A 15,262-nucleotide genomic window follows, 5' to 3' on the forward strand; every position below is an offset into this window, starting at 1 on the left:
CCGCCCGCCGGGGTGGCGCCTGACCGCCGTTCGGGGTGGCAGCCGGTGAAGATGCGTCACCCGGCGTCCGGTGGCAGCGTGGGACGGGACACGGCCACCGACGCGAAGGGCGGCAGGACGCCATGGCGCTGCACAAGGGGGCCGGCGGGGACCGCCGGCTGAGCATCGGTTCGTTCACGGCCGCCGACCCGCTGGGCGCGATGAAGCTGGCCCCGCCGCTGCACCGGCTCGGCGACGGCCCCGTCCCGGCCGAGACCGCGTACCAGCTGATCCACGACGAGCTGATGCTGGACGGCAACGCCAGGCTGAACCTGGCCACCTTCGTCACCACGTCGATGGAGACGCAGGCCGCCCGGCTGATGACCGAGTGCCTCGACAAGAACATGATCGACAAGGACGAGTACCCGCAGACCGCCGAACTGGAGCGGCGCTGCGTGGCGATCCTCGCCGACCTCTGGCACGCCCCCGACCCGGACACCGCGGTCGGCTGCTCCACCACCGGCTCCAGCGAGGCCTGCATGCTGGCCGGCATGGCGCTCAAGCGCCGCTGGATGCGCCGCAACCCCGACCGCTATGCGGCCGGGGCCCGGCCCAACCTGGTGTTGGGCGTCAACGTGCAGGTGTGCTGGGAAAAGTTCTGCAACTTCTGGGAGGTCGAGGCGCGCACCGCGCCGATGGAGGGCGAGCGCTTCCACCTCGACGCCGAACAGGCGGTCGCGCTCTGCGACGAGGACACCATCGGCGTGGTCGGCATCCTCGGCTCCACCTTCGACGGTTCGTACGAGCCGATCGCGGAGATCTGCGCGGCCCTGGACGCGTTCCAGGAGCGCACCGGCATCGACGTGCCGGTGCACGTGGACGGCGCCTCCGGCGGCATGGTGGCGCCCTTCCTCGACCCCGGGCTGGTGTGGGACTTCCGGCTGCCCCGGGTGGCCTCGATCAACACCTCCGGGCACAAGTACGGCCTGGTCTACCCGGGCGTGGGCTGGGCGCTCTGGCGCGACCAGGCGGCGCTGCCGGAGGAACTGGTCTTCCGGGTCAACTACCTCGGCGGCGAGATGCCGACCTTCGCGCTCAACTTCTCCCGGCCCGGCGCCGAGGTGGTCGCCCAGTACTACGTGCTCCTGCGGCTCGGCCGGGAGGGCTTCCGGGCCGTCCAGGGCGCCTCCCGCGAAGTCGCCACCTACCTGGCCGGGGAGATCGGCGCGCTGGACTGCTTCCGGCTGCTGACCCGCGGCGACCAGCTGCCGGTGTTCGCCTTCACCACCGAAGGGGACGTCCCGTTCGATGTGTTCGACGTCTCGCGGCGGCTGCGCGAGCGCGGCTGGCAGGTGCCCGCGTACACCTTCCCGGCGAACCGGGAGGACCTGTCGGTGCTCCGGGTGGTCTGCCGCAACGGCTTCTCCCGGGACCTCGGCGACCTGCTGCTGGCCGACCTCCACCGGCTGGTGCCGGAACTGCGGCGCCAGCCCGTCCCGCTCAAGGAGCTCGGGGTGCCGGCCCGGTCGGGCTTCCACCACTGAGCGAACGCCGCGGGACATCGACGGGAACACCAGGGGAACGTCACGGCGGGAGGGCGCAGTGAAGCGCCCTCCCGCCGGACTGTCCCGGACGGGCCGGGGCAGCCTCCCCCCGCGAGGCTGCCCCGGCTCGGTGGGGGAACCGGGACGGATTTCGGACGAACGGCACGTGACCGTCCGGTATCCGAACGAACCCACCGGGCGGCCAACCGCTCCGGTGAGAGAACTCTGCACGATGGCCAGATAACTGTTCGAGCGTCTCCGGGGCTTGTGAGACACTTCCGTCCGTCTCAGCGCCATGACCAGGGGATTGAGACGCCAGGCCGATGAGGTTGGAGACACCGGAGACACCCGAACGGCCCGGGCCGGAGCCCGTTCCGCCCGTCTCCCTCCCCCGTTCCGTCCCTGATCTTTGGAAGGCCGCATGGGTTCCGCCTGGAAGAACCTGCCCGAGGAGCTGTCCGAGCCCGCCAGAAGCCTGGCCGAGGAACTCCGGGCCATCAAGGACGCCGCCGGGCTCTCACTGTCCGAGCTGGCCACCCGCACGCACTACAGCCGGGCCTCCTGGGAGCGCTGGCTGAACGGCAAGCGGGTCGTCACCGAGCAGGCACTGGACGCGCTGATCGGGACGGTGGACTGCGACGGGGCCGCGCTGCGGGCGCTGTGGGAGCGGGCGGCGGTGCCGGGGGAACCGGCCGAGCCGTCGGCGCAGGACTCCCCTGCCGCGGAGCCGCCGTCCGGTGGGCCGTCCCCGGACGAAACGGACGAAACCGGTGTGCCGTCCCCCGGCAAAACCGGTGTGCCGTCCTGCGACGAGCCCGGTGTGACGTCCGACGAGGCGTCGCACGGCGAGGCGTCCGCCGGGGAACCGGACGAGGCGCTGGTGACCGGCCAGGATCCGGAGCCCGCCCCCGTCGTCTGGTGGCGGCGCCCGGCGGCGCTGGTCTCCGGCGCGGCGGTGCTGGCAGCCCTGCTGGTGCTGGTCGGCCTGCGCGCCGCCCGGCACGACGGTCAGCCGACGGCGGTCGCCGAACCGGTGCCGACCACGTCCCCGGCCGCCACCGGCACCACCGGCGCCACCGGCAAGCCCATCCCCGCCGCTCCCACCTGCCAGGCCCTCGGCTGCGACCACCGGGACCCCAAGTACACCGGCTGCGGCAAGGACGCGCGGACCCTGTACACCGACGTCATCGGCAAGGTGGTCATCTACCTCCGGTACAGCCAGACGTGCCAGGCCGCGTGGGCCGCGATCACCGAGGGCGAGCCGAACGACTTCGCGACGATCATCAACAGCACGGGTGACAGCGAGCAGGCCCTCATCCACTACGGCTACGACAACTACTCGAACATGCTGAACGCGGCGGACCCGACGATCGGCTTCCACCTCTGCGGACACCAGCCGGGCGGAGACCGCTGCACCGAGGAGATCTTCGACCTGGCCGCCGTGGTGGCCTCGACCCCGATCCCGATCGGCCCCGCCTCGCCGCCGCCGGGCACCGGAGCGGGTGCGGGTGCGGCCACCACACCGGCCACAACCCCGGCGACGACCCCGGCGACGGCCCCGGCAGCCCCGAGCGACTCGCCGACACCGTCCTAGTCGAGGTACCCGCGCAGCTGCTCGGCGAAGGCGTGGTCGCGGAGCTTGACCAGCGTCTTCGACTCGATCTGACGGATCCGCTCCCGTGTCACGCCGAACACCGCGCCGATCTCCTCCAGCGTGCGCGGGCGGCCGTCGTCCAGCCCGTAGCGGAGCTGGACGACCTGGCGTTCCCGTTCGCCCAGGGTGGCCAGCACCGCGTCGAGGTGCTGGCGCAGCAGCAGGAAGGTCGCGGACTCGGCGGGTGAGGCGGCGTCGGCGTCCTCGATCAGGTCGCCGAACGCGACGTCGTCCTCCTCGCCGACCGGGGTGTGCAGCGAGATCGGCTCCTGGGCCAGCCGGAGCAGCTCCCGCACCCGTTCCTCGGTCAGTCCCAGGGCGGCGCCGATCTCGGCCGCCGTCGGTTCCAGGCCGCGTTCCTGCAGCAGCCCCCGCTGGACCCGGACCACCCGGTTGATCAGCTCGACCACGTGGACCGGCACCCGGATCGTCCGGGCCTGGTCGGCCAGGGCCCGGCTCATCGACTGGCGGATCCACCAGGTCGCGTAGGTGGAGAACTTGTAGCCGCGGGCGTAGTCGAACTTCTCCACCGCCCGGATCAGGCCCAGGTTGCCCTCCTGGATCAGGTCCAGCAGGGTCAGCCCGCGTCCGACGTAGCGTTTGGCGACGGAGACGACGAGGCGCAGGTTGGCCTCGATCAGCCGGCGTTTGGCGATCCGGCCCCGCACCACCAGGGCGTCCAGCTGCCCGGCCAACGGGTCGGACGGCGGCGGGGCCCCGTTCAGCCGCTCCTCGGCGAACAGGCCGGCCTCGACCCGGCGGGCCAGCTCGACCTCCTCGGCGGCGGTGAGCAGGCGGATCCGGCCGATCTCGCGCAGGTATTGGCGCAGCAGGTCGGCGCCCGGCCCGCTGCTGTCGGCCGGCTCGCGGCGCTCGTCCACCGCGTCGGCATCGTGGTCGGCATCGTGGTCGGCAGGGCGCTCGGCATCGCCGCCGGTGTCCGCTTCGGGCTCGGGCTCCGGCTCGGGCTCGGGGCTGTCCGGGTGGCCTTCCGGCAGGCCCTGGGCAGGGACGCGCGCGCCGTCCGGGGGCGCTGCCCCGGCCCGGCCGTGGTCGGTCTCCTGCTCCCCCGCCGGTTCGGCGGGGTTCGCTCTCGTACTGGTGGTGGTCGCTGCGACGAGGCCTTGCTCCACGGGCATCCCCTCGGGGCGGGCGCGACTCTGGCGGACCCGCGCTGTACGGAGGTGGGACGCCCTCCAGTGTGCGGTACGCCACACTCCGTGGCCGAGACTCGTGCGCCGACTTTCTGTGCAGCGAGTGCTACAGGGCGGCGGCGCCCCGGCTCTTCAGTTGATCGCCGTACTGCTGGAGCTGCCACAGCTCGGTCTGCACCGCGTGCAGCTGCTCCGTGTCGGCCCGGTGGCCGAGCCGCTGGAGGTAGCCGCGGACCTCGGCGATCCTGCGGTCGACGGCCAGCAGGCGAAGCTTGACCAGGAACTCCCCCGCGTAGACGGCGTCCACCTTGCGGCGCGAGCGCACCGGCTCGACGGTCAGCTCGGTGACCAGCGAGCGCACCCGGTCGTCCGGGGACGCCTCGCGCACCGCGCTGGTGAAGTCCGGCAGGGTCGCCCCGTACGCGGCGCCGCCGGCCTTGGCAACGGCCTGCCGGACGGCGGTGTACGGCGGGGTCGGGAACTCGTCGTCGCCGTAGTGGTCGAAGGCCGGGCTGACCAGGTCCGGGTGCTGCAGGGCCAGCTTGAGCAGCTCGCGCTCGACGAACTGGGCCGGGTCGCGCGGGTTGAGCCGGAAGGCCTGCTGCGCGGGGCGCGGCGGCTGTACCGGTTCGGGGCGGCGCTGGGCGGCACCGCGCGGGTTCTGCTGGCGCTCGCGGTCCCAGCGGGCCAGCTGGGAGACCCGGCGGACGACGAAGGGCTCGTCCAGGATGCCGAGCATGCCGGCCAGCCGGACGGCGTACTCGTGCTGGATCGAGCGGTCCTTGATCTTGGCGACGATCGGGGCCGCTTCCTCCAGTGCCGCCGAGCGCCCCTCCGGGGTGTCCACCCGGTGCCGGGCCACCGCCGAGGTCAGTGCGAACTCGAACAGCGGGACCGGATTGTCGATCAGCTGCTTGACCGCCTCGTCGCCCTGGGCCAGGCGCAGCTCGCACGGGTCCATGCCGCCCGGGCTGACCGCGATGGAGGTCTTGGCGGCGAACTTCTGGTCGTCCTCGAAGGCCCGCAGGGCGGCCTTCTGGCCGGCCGCGTCGCCGTCGAAGGTGAAGACCGTCTCGCCCCGGTACTGCGAGGTGTCCATCAGCAGCCGACGGATGATCTTGATGTGGTCCTCGGCGAAGGCGGTGCCGCAGGTGGCCACCGCCGAGGTGACCCCGGCGAGGTGGCAGGCCATCACGTCGGTGTAGCCCTCGACCACCACCGCGCGGCCCGACTTCGCGATCTCCTTCTTCGCCAGGTCGATGCCGTACAGCACGTGGGACTTCTTGTAGATCGGCGTCTCGGGGGTGTTCAGGTACTTCGGGCCGTTGTCGTCCTCGCGCAGGCGGCGGGCGCCGAAGCCGACCACCTCGCCGGCGATGTCCCGGATCGGCCAGACCAGCCGGCCCCGGAAACGGTCGATCAGGCCGCCGCGCTGGCCCTGCGAGGCCAGGCCGCCGAGCAGGATCTCCTTGTCGGTGAAGCCCTTGCCGCGCAGGTAGCGGACCAGGTGCTCCCAGCCGACCGGGGCGTAGCCGACGCCGAAGGCCGCGGCCGCCTCCTCGTCGAAGCCGCGCTCGGCCAGGAAGCGGCGACCGATCTCCGCCTCCGGCGAGGTCAGCTGCTCCCGGTAGTAGGCGGCGGCCACCTTGTGCGCCTCGACCAGGCGGGTGCGCTCGCCCTGCTGGTGGCGGGGGCTGTAGCCGCCCTCCTCGTAGCGCAGTGTGATGCCGGCCTGGGCGGCCATCCGCTCGACGGCCTCGGCGAAGGTGAAGTGCTCGATCTTCATCAGGAAGGCGATGGTGTCGCCGTTCTCCTGGCAACCGAAGCAGTGGAACACGCCCTTGGCGGGGTTCACGTAGAACGAGGCGGACTTCTCGTCGTGGAAGGGGCAGACGCCCTTGTACTCGCCACCGCCACCATTGGTCAGCTGTACGTAGTCGCCGACCACCGCGTCGATCGGCAGTGCGCTGCGCACCGCCTGTACGTCTTCGTCCCTGATCCGCCCGGCCACCCCGGAAGTCTACTGGGGCGGCCGGGTTAACCGGCCGGGTTAACCCGGCCGGGTCGAGGGGTCGAGGGGTCGGGTCGAACGGCGGACCGGCTACGCCCAGGCCGCGCCGACGAGCTTGGCGTGCAGGGCCAGGGCCGAGGCGTCGGTCAGGGTGGCGATCTGGTCGATGACCGTGCGCAGGGCGGCGCGGTCGTCCTCGGCCTCGCGGTACATCGCGGCGAACACCGGGTCCAGGCCCTCGGGGGCGCGCTGGGTGAGGACGTACGCCAGCTCGGCGATCACGATCCGCTGGCGGGCCCGCAGCTGGGCCTGCTCGTCGCGCTGCATGACGAAGCGGACCGCGACCGCCTTGAGCACCGCGCACTCCAGCCGGACGTCCCGCGGCACCACCAGCTCGGCGGCGTAGCGGGTGAGCCGGCCCGGGCCGTAGCGGGCGCGGGTGGCCTGCTCGGCGGCCAGGCAGAAGCGGCCGATCAGCTGGCTGGTGAGGTCCTTGAGCCCGGCCCGGTCGCGCGCGGTGCCGTCGTACGAGCGGGGCCACCACTCCTGGGCGAGCAGTCGGTCCAGGGCGGCGGCCAGCTCCTCCGGCTCGGCGTCGGGGGCGTAGCGCTCGGCGACCTTGAAGAGCTCGGCGCGCTCGCTCGGGGCGCGCAGCACGGCCGGGTCGATGTGGCCGGCCTGGAGGCCGTCCTCGACGTCGTGGGTGGAGTAGGCCACGTCGTCGGACCAGTCCATCACGGTGGCCTCGAAGCACTTGCGCCCGGCCGGGGATCCGGCCCGCAGCCAGCGGAAGACCGGCAGGTCGTCGGCGTAGACGCCGTACTTGGGCGAGGCCGGGTCGCTCGGGTGGGTGCCCTTGGTCCACGGGTACTTGGTGGCGGCGTCGAGCGCGGCGCGGCTCAGGTTGAGGCCGACGCTGCGGCCGGGCCAGGGGGCGAGCCGGGTCGACGGCTCCTCCGTGGGGGCGAAGCGCTTGGGTTCGAGCCTGGTCAGGATGCGCAGCGACTGGGCGTTGCCCTCGAAGCCGCCGCACTCCTCGGCGGCCTGGTCGAGGGCCTCCTCGCCGGTATGGCCGAAGGGCGGGTGGCCGATGTCGTGGGCCAGGCAAGCCGTCTCCACCAGATCCGGGTCGCAGCCCAGGGCCGCGCCCAACTCCCGCCCGACCTGGGCGCATTCGAGGGAGTGGGTGAGCCGGGTGCGCGGGAAGTCACTGCGCATCGGGGCGACCACCTGGGTGGTGCCGGCCAGCCGGCGCAGCGCCGCCGAGTGCAGCACCCGGGCGCGGTCGCGCTGGAACGCCGTACGACCCGGGCGCTTGTCGGGTTCGGGGACCCAGCGGGCCTCGGCGGCGTGGTCGTACGGGATCGGGGCGGCGAGGCGGTGCGTGGTGTCATCCATATGGCACTCACGGTACGCCGCGCCCCTGACACGCGGGGTCTGCCGCGCGCGAAGGAGCGCGGGCCGGGCGTGAACGCCGCGCGGCGCGCGGGTGCCCGTCCCGGTGAATCCTCCTCACCCGGACGGCTCAGCCCCGGAGCGCCTTGAGGACGACGCCGGCCACCGCCTCCTGCCCCTTGGCGTTCGGGTGGATCGGCGCCATTCCGCGGGCCGGGAACGGGGGCTCGACCCAGCGCTGGTCCTCCCCCGCGCACATGTCGTGCCCGGCCGAGGGTCCGGCCGTGTCCACGAACACCGCTCCGGCGGCCTCCGCGTGCTTCTTGAGCATGCCGTTGAGCTGCTGCTCCTTCTCCGAGAGGAAGCCCAGGTCGGAGACGGCCACGGTCTTGCCGAGCACCGGCAGGCAGCCCGACGGCTCGACCGGCAGCAGCGTCGGGTACCCGATCACGTACACCCGGGCCTGCGGGGAGCGCCGTTTGATGTCCTGGAGGATCCCGCCGAGCCGGTCGCCGGCCGCGTCCACCTTGTGTTGGACCTCGTCGGCGCCGTCGGCGGAGGAGTAGTGGTCACGGCAGGGCGAGGCGGCGCGGGTCTGCTTGATCACGCCCTTCACCACGTCCATCAGGTTGTCCTTGGCGCACTCGGTCACGACCTCCATGAAACCGGCGTCGTTGCCGCCGATCCCGAGTGTGACCAGCCGGGTGTCCGCGCTCAGCGCGTCCAGCTGGGCCGGGTTGCTGCCGTTGCCGGTGTCCTGCGCCGCGGTCAGGTCCACGGTGGTGGCGCCGGTGCAGCTGACGTCCCGGAACTGCCCGGACGTCACCCCGAGGCCCTTGGCCACCAGGGACGGGTAGTTGACCGCCGAGCGGGAGCAGCCACGCGGCTCGCCGGTGTGCGGGGGGATCTGCATGCCGGCCGTGTACGAGTCGCCGAGCGCGACGTACGGGCCGGTGGGTGGCGGGGTGGGTGTCGGCGACGGGGTGGCGCCTGCCTTCGCACGGCCGGGCACCGCGCCTGCGAGGTCCTTCCCCTGGCTGTCCGAACCGCCTCCGCCGGTGCATCCGGCCAGCAGCAGCGCGGCCAGTCCGGCCGTCAGGGCGACGGTCGGGCGTGTGGTCCTGGGCATGGCATCCCCCCGGGGGTACGACGAGTCACGGTCGGCTCCTCACGGCAGCCCGTCCCCCGGGCACCTCGGGCTCCAACGAGCGGCCGTCGACGATGACTCCCGCCTCCGCGAAATCCTCCCAAGGGGAATCCGCGTTCCCGTCAGGGCCCCCGGGGCCGCGCCGGAGGAGCCGGCTCCGCGCCCGCTCCCCGACTACTCCGCGCCGCGCTCGTGCTCGGCCAGGAACTGCTCGAAGCGCCGACCCAGTTCGTCCGCCGACGGCAGGTCCACCGGCTCGGCCAGCAGGCTCTCCCGGTCCTCGGAGCCCGCCACCGCGTCGTACTGGCCCTCCATGCCGCGGATCGCCGAACGCAACTCGCCGTCCCCGTGGGTCAGCTGCTCCTCGATGTCGGCGTAGACCTCGCCGACCCGCTCGCGCAGCCGGGTGCCGGGCAGCACCAGCCCGGTGGCGGACTGCACCGCCTCCAGGACGAGCACGGCCGCCGCCGGGTAGGCCGAGCGGGCCACGTAGTGCGGGACGTGCACGGCGAAGCCCAGGACGTCGTGCCCGGCCTCGGCCAGGCGGTACTCCAGCAGCGCCTGCGCGCTGCCCGGGACCTGGGCCTGCTCGAACCACTGCGGGTACCCGGGCGCGAGGTCGAGCCGGTTGCCGTGCGGCGTCAGGCCGACCGGGCGGGTGTGCGGCACGCCCATCGGGATGCCGTGGAAGTCGATCGACAGGCGGACCTCGAAGCGCTCCACCAGCTCGCGGACGGCGCGCGCGAAGCGCTCCCACTCCACGTCCGGCTCGGGGCCGGTGAGCAGCAGGAACGGCGCGCCGGCGGCATCGTGGACGAGCTGGAGCAGGATCTCCGGCGGGTCGTAGGACGTCCAGTGGTCGTGGTCGAACACCATCGCCGGACGGCGGGCCCGGTAGTCGACCAGCCGGTCGTGGTCGAAACGGGCCACCACCTGCGGCGATCCCGTCTCCAGCAGGTGGGCCACCACCTGGCCGCCGGCCTCTCCGGCGTCCATGAAGCCCTCGAAGTGCTGGAGCAGCACCAAGCCGGCGCCGGTGTCGCGCAACTGCGCGGTGGCGGTGGCCACCGCGGCCACGCCCTGCTGATCCAGCTCGTACAGCGCCTGGAAGTCACGCACCGCGCACCCAACCCCGTTCTCTGCTCGTCGTCCGACCGGCTTCTCGTCCTGTCCAGCGTGCCGGGCACCGCCGGAATTCCCGCCACGCCGGACGACTCGTCCGGAGCCTCGGCCGACCCCTCCGGACCATGATCGCACCCGACGGAAGATCCCCTGGTCACAGGCCTGCGAGGGCCCGTTCCGAGGTGCGCCGCAACAGGCCGCGCCGCCATTCGCGCGCCGCGAAGTGACGCACCGCCTTCTGGCGGGTATCGTCCTCTCGCTGCCTCGCATCGTCGCGTCGTCGTCACGTCGTCCGTAACGCCGTCGGCCACGTCCCGGTCCGGTGCTCGGCCAGCCACCCACGACGCATCTTGCCTTCACCTGGCCGCCTGCTTCCCTTCGCGCTCTCGTTTCCTTCTCGGCCATTTCGCGGACGCACACTGTCCCCTCGCACTTCCCGCCGGACCGGTCCGAGGACCCGTGTCCGTTCCGGCACCCCGCGCCGCCCGTTCCGGGCCGCCGCCCCCGCCCCGCCCGACCGGATCCTCCGGCGCGCACGGCTACCCGGGCGGACGGACCCGGGCCGGGGCGAACCCCGAAACCGCACCCCGAGCCGCACCCCGGCCCGGGAGGCGCCCTCCGACCGATGAAGGACCGAAGGTTCCGTGCCCGTACCTGTCATCCTCACCGGCCGCACCGTGCGGCTGGAGCCCCTCGCCGCGCACCACGCCGAGGCCATCGCCAAGGCCGGCGCCGAGGACCGTACGACCTACGCCTTCACCCCCGTTCCGCACGGCCTGGAAGCGGCCCGCGACTACATCGCGCGGGCCCTCGCCGACCAGGCCTCGGGACGGTCGCTGCCGTTCGCGACGGTGAACGTCGCCGACGGCCGGGTGGTCGGCTCCACCCGGTTCCTGGAACTGGACTACTGGCAGGGCCCGATGGTGTGGCCGCCGGTGCCCGGTGTGCCGTTCGGCGATCCCGCCACGGCCGTCCCGGACGCCGCCGAGATCGGCAACACCTGGCTCTCGCCGCGCGCCCAGGGCACCGGCATCAACACCGAGGCCAAGCTGCTGATGCTGCGCCACGCCTTCGAGACCTGGGGCGTGCAGCGGATCTCCCTGCGCGCGGACGCCCGCAACCTGCGCTCGCGCGCCGCGATCGAGCGGCTCGGCGCGACGGGCGAGGGCGTACGCCGGGCCCACTCGCGCGGGCTGGACGGGGTGGTCCGGTCCACCGCGTTCTACTCGATCCTCGACGCCGAGTGGCCGGCCGTCCGGGACATCATCGAGATGCGGATCGCCGCCGCCACCTCGCCGAGCGCCCCGGATCCGGCGATCAACCAGGAGTGCCTTAGACAGGGCGGCAGCGGCGCCGGGCAGCTGATGATCACGGCCTGACCGGGGACCACTCACCGTCGGCGGCGTTCCTCAGGAGCCGAGCGAGGAGCAGGGGGCTCCGGTCCGCGTCCGTCGGGAACCGGTGGTGGGCCGTCTCGGCGACGGCCGAGACCGGGCGCCAGCCGTTCCGGACGCGGGCGACGGTCACCTCCCAGCGGGCCGGGCCGCCCGGGTGGCACAGCCGCAGGGTGCCCTCATGGGTGAGGACCTGCCGGCGGTGGTCCATCGCGGCCGGATCGGACCCGGTCCGGATGCGCTGCCACTGCTCGTCGGTCCACACCACGTTCGGGACCGGGAAGGGACGCGGCACCAGCATCTCCTCACGGCCCCGGCCGTCGGGGATGCTGTCCGGCGCCGGGAACGCCCAAGCGGGCAGCGGCTCGCGCGCGGCCATCCACGCGGCCGGGATGCCGCGCGTGCCGGTGCGGGCGGCGACCACTCCCCCGGTGATCGCCGCGACGGTGTCCATGTCCCCGCCCGCTGCGATCGCCTCCCACACCGCGGCCCGGTAGTCGGTCAGCCGGCGGGCGGCGCACCACAGGGCGTAGGGGACGGTGTCGGCAGCCGACGTCCGGCTGCCGTTGCCGAGTACGTGGGCGGCGACCCGGAGGTCCGGTTCGGCGAGCAGCCCGATCGCCTCGGTCAGGCCGTCGTGGACGGCGCCCAGCGGAGTGTGATGGGCGACCCTGCCCAGGAAGGTCTTCGGCGTCATGGTCTCGGTCCGCGCCCGGGCCGCGAGAGCCGCCGCCACCGCGACCGCGACCGCGCCGTCCACCGCCTGCGGGTGGGTGTGGGTGACCACCGCCGTCCGGGCCGCCTGCCGGACCGCCTCGTCCAGGTCCTCGGCGTACGCGGCGCCGAGCGGGGCGACCCGCATCGCGGCGCCGTTGCCGTACGAACCCTGGCCGTCGAAGAGTTCGGCGGCGAGCCGCTTCGCGTCGCCGCCCTCGCGGATCAGCCGCAGCATCCGGTTGGCGGCCGGGCCGTAGCCGCGGTCGAAGTCGTGGCGGCGGGCGAAGGCGTGGGTGAGGTCGAAGGTGTCGATCGTGCCGCGTTCGGTGTGGGCGGCGTGCACCGAGCAGGCCATCTCGGTGTCGTCGGTCCACGGCCAGGGGCCGGGCGGGTCGGTGCGGTCGGCGAGGTGGGCGCGGGCGGTTTCGGGGACGAAGAACTGGGCGCCGAGGGCGTCGCCGACGGAGAGGCCCCGGAGCGCGTCGAGCGCCGGGCCGGCGTGTGGAGTTGTCATATGGGCGCCAGCTCAGCCGGTCGGCCGCCGTTTCGTCAACACGTTTGCCGGAACGCCCCCGACGAGGGATGTTTCGCATACCTCCGATCGGGGCGGGCAGCACCCTGACATGACCCGCGCGAACCCGCTCGACCCGGTCGCCCTGCTCGGCGCCGACCAGCAGCACATCGCCACCCGGGCGCAGCTGCGCCGGCTCGGGGTGCCCTCCGGCACCATCGCCCACCGGCTGCGGGCGGGTGGACCCTGGCAGCAGGTGCTGCCCCGGGTGATCTGCCTGCAGAGCGGGAGGTTGACGGTCCATCAGAAGCTGCGGGCCGCCCTGGCCTATGCGACGCCGAAGGGGCACGAGCCGCAGCCGGGGGAGGTGCTGCTGACCGGCTTCGCGGTACTGGCCGACGCCGGGCTGCCGAGCGCCGGGCACCCGGCCGACCTCGACGCGGTCGACGTCCTGATTCCACGCCAACGCCGCATCGGGGAACGGGAGTTCGTCCGGATCCACCGGGCCGGCGGGGCGATGCCGGGCGGCTTCGAGCGGGACGACGGGCTGTGGAGCACCACGGTCGCGCGGGCGCTGGCGGACCTCGCCCCGAGGGAGACCGGGCAGCGTCGGTTCCGGGCGCTGTGCGCGGAGGCCGTCCAGCGGCGGCACTGCGAACTCGGCGAACTGCTGGACCAGTTGCTGACCCGGCCGGGCGTGCTCGGACTGCCGCACGTGGCCCGGGTGGTGGAGGACCTCACCGCGGGGGTGCGCTCGGTGGTCGAGGGCGAGGCCCGCGAGCTGCTGTCACACGCGGGCCTGCCCGAACCGCTGTGGAATCCGGTGCTCTTCCTGGACGGACGCTTCCTCGCCGTCCCGGACGCCTACTGGCCGCACGCCTGCGTGGCCCTGGAGATCGACTCCCGCGCCTGGCACCTGCGCCCGGCCGATCACGAGTGCGGCCTGGCCCGCGCCAACCGGCTCACCGCCACCGGCCTCCCGGTGGTCCGCACCACGCCGGTCCAGCTCCGCCGCGACCCGGCACCGGTGCTGCACGAACTGACCGCCCTGGTCACCACCGGCCCGCACGGCCCGCACGGCCGGATCACGTGGCGCCGGGCCCACTGACGGTCCGCCCGGCATGCCCGGCGCCGGCCGCCTCGGCGGCGGTCACCAGGCGCTGGAGTTCGGCGAGGTGGGCGGCCAGGGCCTTGCGGCCCGCCCTGGTGGCGGCGAGCCAGGTGCGGGGGCGCTTGCCGACGTAGCCCTTCTTCACGGCGACGTACCCGGCCTCTTCGAGAGCGGTCGCGGCCTTGCTCAGGACGGAGTCGGATACCTCGCAGTGGTCCCGCACGGCACCGAACTCGGCTTCCTGGCAGGCGCCGAGGAAGGCCAGCACGGTGAGGCGGGTGGGGTGCTGGAGCAGCGGGTCGAGGGTGGGCGGCATCAGTGGGCCGCCCCGCCGCGCCGGATCCGGCGGTTCAGCCGGCCGGTGGCCGCCCAGAACGCGAGCCCCGCCGCGACCCCGGCGGCCGCTCCGATCCAGCGCGGGCCGCCACCGGCCAGCCAGGCAAGCACCATGGCCGCCAGTCCCGCGCTGCACACGCCGAGAACCGCCAGCACGACGGGCCCGCCGATGCCGGACGGCACGCCGCGCTGGACGATGCCGCCGCTGCGCATCGCGACCCGGGCGACACCACCGGACATCGCGCCGAAGGCACCTCCGAGCGCCCCGATCAGCCAGCCCTGCCCGGCCCCGATCGCCTGGCCGATGCCCGCCCCGTAGGCGGCGAAGGCGACCGCGAAGACCGGGCCGTACCAGCCGGGCAACCGGCCCGGGCGCTGCGCGGCCGCCCTGGCACGGTCGGCCAGGCGGAGCGCCTCGGCGGCGGGCAGGTCGGCGGAAACGGAGTCGCTCATGGAATCCCCCTCGGAAACGATGACGGGTTCCACTGTGGCACCATATTTCCAGGATGGAAAGTACTTTCCATCAGCCGAGCAGGTCGGGTCGAGTCGGCCCGGGCCGGGCCGGAAGGGACGGGGCCGGGAGCCGGTTCAGCAGCGGGGGTCGATCTCCTGGAACGTCGCGTAGTGGTCCCCGGACCAGTACTGCTCGCCGGCGGTGCCGGTGACCACGCGGCGGGTGCCGCGGTCGTCGGAGCCCGGGGTGACCACGGTGTACTCGTGGTAATAGCCGCCGGCCTTCTTGGGGAGGCGGCTCTCGCGGTTCTCGAAGACGATGCCGTCGCGGCTGTACGGGTAGGGCCCGCCCTTGGCGATCAGGCCGAGGGTGTCCTGGGCCTGACTGGGGAGCTTGGTGCGGCAGACGTCGGCCAGCGCGGGGTCGGCGGGGACCCAGGTGCCGGCCGCGGAGGGGGCGCCGCCGGCCGGTGGGGACGGCTTGGGGGCCGAGGGCTTGGGAGCCGAGGACGTGGACGTCGAAGAACCCGCGGCGGCGGCCGCCGTGGGGCTCGCGGCGGCCTTGGGGCGGCTGCTCCCCCTGTCGGCGAGGAGGTACCCGGCCCCGGCCAGGAGGGCCAGGATCAGCACGGCCACGACGACGAGCGGGTTTTTGCGACTGGTCATGCGCCCCAGCTTGGCAGGCGGCCGGGCCCCGCCCGGCGAGCTGCACACGTGGTCGCCGCCACACCCGC

General features: G+C 73.8%; 13 protein-coding genes. 4 read left to right on the forward strand and 9 right to left on the reverse strand.

Translation table 11 applies throughout. The annotated features are described in order from the left end of the window. Nucleotides 1-122 precede the first annotated feature (122 nt). Complete coding sequence (locus ACIBEC_RS08765; RefSeq protein WP_360504206.1) at nucleotides 123-1,523, forward strand: glutamate decarboxylase; 1,401 nt, start codon at nucleotides 123-125, stop codon at nucleotides 1,521-1,523. A gap of 421 nt (nucleotides 1,524-1,944) precedes the next feature. Then, nucleotides 1,945-3,117 (forward strand): DUF2690 domain-containing protein, encoded by a 1,173-nt coding sequence (locus ACIBEC_RS08770; protein ID WP_360504208.1) that lies wholly within the window; start codon nucleotides 1,945-1,947, stop codon nucleotides 3,115-3,117. On the opposite strand, the gene ACIBEC_RS08775 is transcribed toward ACIBEC_RS08770, so the two are convergent. The 5 genes from ACIBEC_RS08775 to ACIBEC_RS08795 all read right to left on the reverse strand — a co-directional run bounded on the left by ACIBEC_RS08775 (nucleotide 3,114) and on the right by ACIBEC_RS08795 (nucleotide 10,003). After that, on the reverse strand, nucleotides 3,114-4,316 hold the full coding sequence (locus ACIBEC_RS08775; RefSeq protein WP_396287802.1) for an RNA polymerase sigma factor: 1,203 nt from the start codon (nucleotides 4,314-4,316) through the stop codon (nucleotides 3,114-3,116). The genes ACIBEC_RS08770 and ACIBEC_RS08775 overlap by 4 nt on opposite strands. A 121-nt stretch (nucleotides 4,317-4,437) precedes the next feature. Continuing rightward, nucleotides 4,438-6,342, reverse strand: a complete 1,905-nt coding sequence (gene dnaG / locus ACIBEC_RS08780; protein ID WP_360504212.1) for a DNA primase — start codon at nucleotides 6,340-6,342, stop codon at nucleotides 4,438-4,440. Between the two features lie 90 nt (nucleotides 6,343-6,432). Next, nucleotides 6,433-7,740, reverse strand: coding sequence for a deoxyguanosinetriphosphate triphosphohydrolase (locus ACIBEC_RS08785; RefSeq protein WP_360504214.1), 1,308 nt, complete (start codon nucleotides 7,738-7,740; stop codon nucleotides 6,433-6,435). A gap of 127 nt (nucleotides 7,741-7,867) precedes the next feature. After that, the gene (locus ACIBEC_RS08790; RefSeq protein WP_360504216.1) at nucleotides 7,868-8,866 is read right to left on the reverse strand and encodes an SGNH/GDSL hydrolase family protein; all 999 of its coding nucleotides are present in this window, start codon (nucleotides 8,864-8,866) and stop codon (nucleotides 7,868-7,870) included. A 192-nt stretch (nucleotides 8,867-9,058) separates the two neighbouring features. Next, complete coding sequence (locus ACIBEC_RS08795) at nucleotides 9,059-10,003, reverse strand: PAC2 family protein (protein WP_360504218.1); 945 nt, start codon at nucleotides 10,001-10,003, stop codon at nucleotides 9,059-9,061. A 647-nt stretch (nucleotides 10,004-10,650) separates the two neighbouring features. On the opposite strand from ACIBEC_RS08795, the gene ACIBEC_RS08800 reads away from it, so the two are divergent. Continuing rightward, entirely contained in the window at nucleotides 10,651-11,385 is a 735-nt protein-coding gene (locus tag ACIBEC_RS08800; protein WP_360504220.1) for a GNAT family protein, read from the forward strand. On the opposite strand, the gene ACIBEC_RS08805 is transcribed toward ACIBEC_RS08800, so the two are convergent. Then, nucleotides 11,375-12,631, reverse strand: coding sequence for an ADP-ribosylglycohydrolase family protein (locus tag ACIBEC_RS08805; RefSeq protein WP_360504222.1), 1,257 nt, complete (start codon nucleotides 12,629-12,631; stop codon nucleotides 11,375-11,377). The two genes, ACIBEC_RS08800 and ACIBEC_RS08805, sit on opposite strands and share 11 nt — an antisense overlap. Before the next feature lie 109 nt (nucleotides 12,632-12,740). Between ACIBEC_RS08805 and ACIBEC_RS08810 the strand changes: the two genes are divergently transcribed. Further along, nucleotides 12,741-13,736 (forward strand): hypothetical protein, encoded by a 996-nt coding sequence (locus ACIBEC_RS08810; protein ID WP_360504224.1) that lies wholly within the window; start codon nucleotides 12,741-12,743, stop codon nucleotides 13,734-13,736. Here the strand turns inward: ACIBEC_RS08810 and ACIBEC_RS08815 are convergent. From ACIBEC_RS08815 to ACIBEC_RS08825, 3 genes are all read right to left on the reverse strand, one after another. Next, entirely contained in the window at nucleotides 13,714-14,055 is a 342-nt protein-coding gene (locus tag ACIBEC_RS08815; RefSeq protein WP_360504226.1) for a transcriptional regulator, read from the reverse strand. The two genes, ACIBEC_RS08810 and ACIBEC_RS08815, sit on opposite strands and share 23 nt — an antisense overlap. Further along, a complete protein-coding gene (locus ACIBEC_RS08820) occupies nucleotides 14,055-14,528 on the reverse strand; it encodes a hypothetical protein (protein WP_360504227.1) in 474 nt (157 codons plus the stop codon). The genes ACIBEC_RS08815 and ACIBEC_RS08820 overlap by 1 nt, the downstream gene beginning before the upstream one ends. Before the next feature lie 135 nt (nucleotides 14,529-14,663). Next, the gene (locus tag ACIBEC_RS08825; protein WP_360504229.1) at nucleotides 14,664-15,194 is read right to left on the reverse strand and encodes a ribonuclease; all 531 of its coding nucleotides are present in this window, start codon (nucleotides 15,192-15,194) and stop codon (nucleotides 14,664-14,666) included. Nucleotides 15,195-15,262 lie beyond the last annotated feature (68 nt).

Source organism: Kitasatospora sp. NPDC051164 (assembly GCF_044455625.1).
Lineage (GTDB): Bacteria > Actinomycetota > Actinomycetes > Streptomycetales > Streptomycetaceae > Kitasatospora.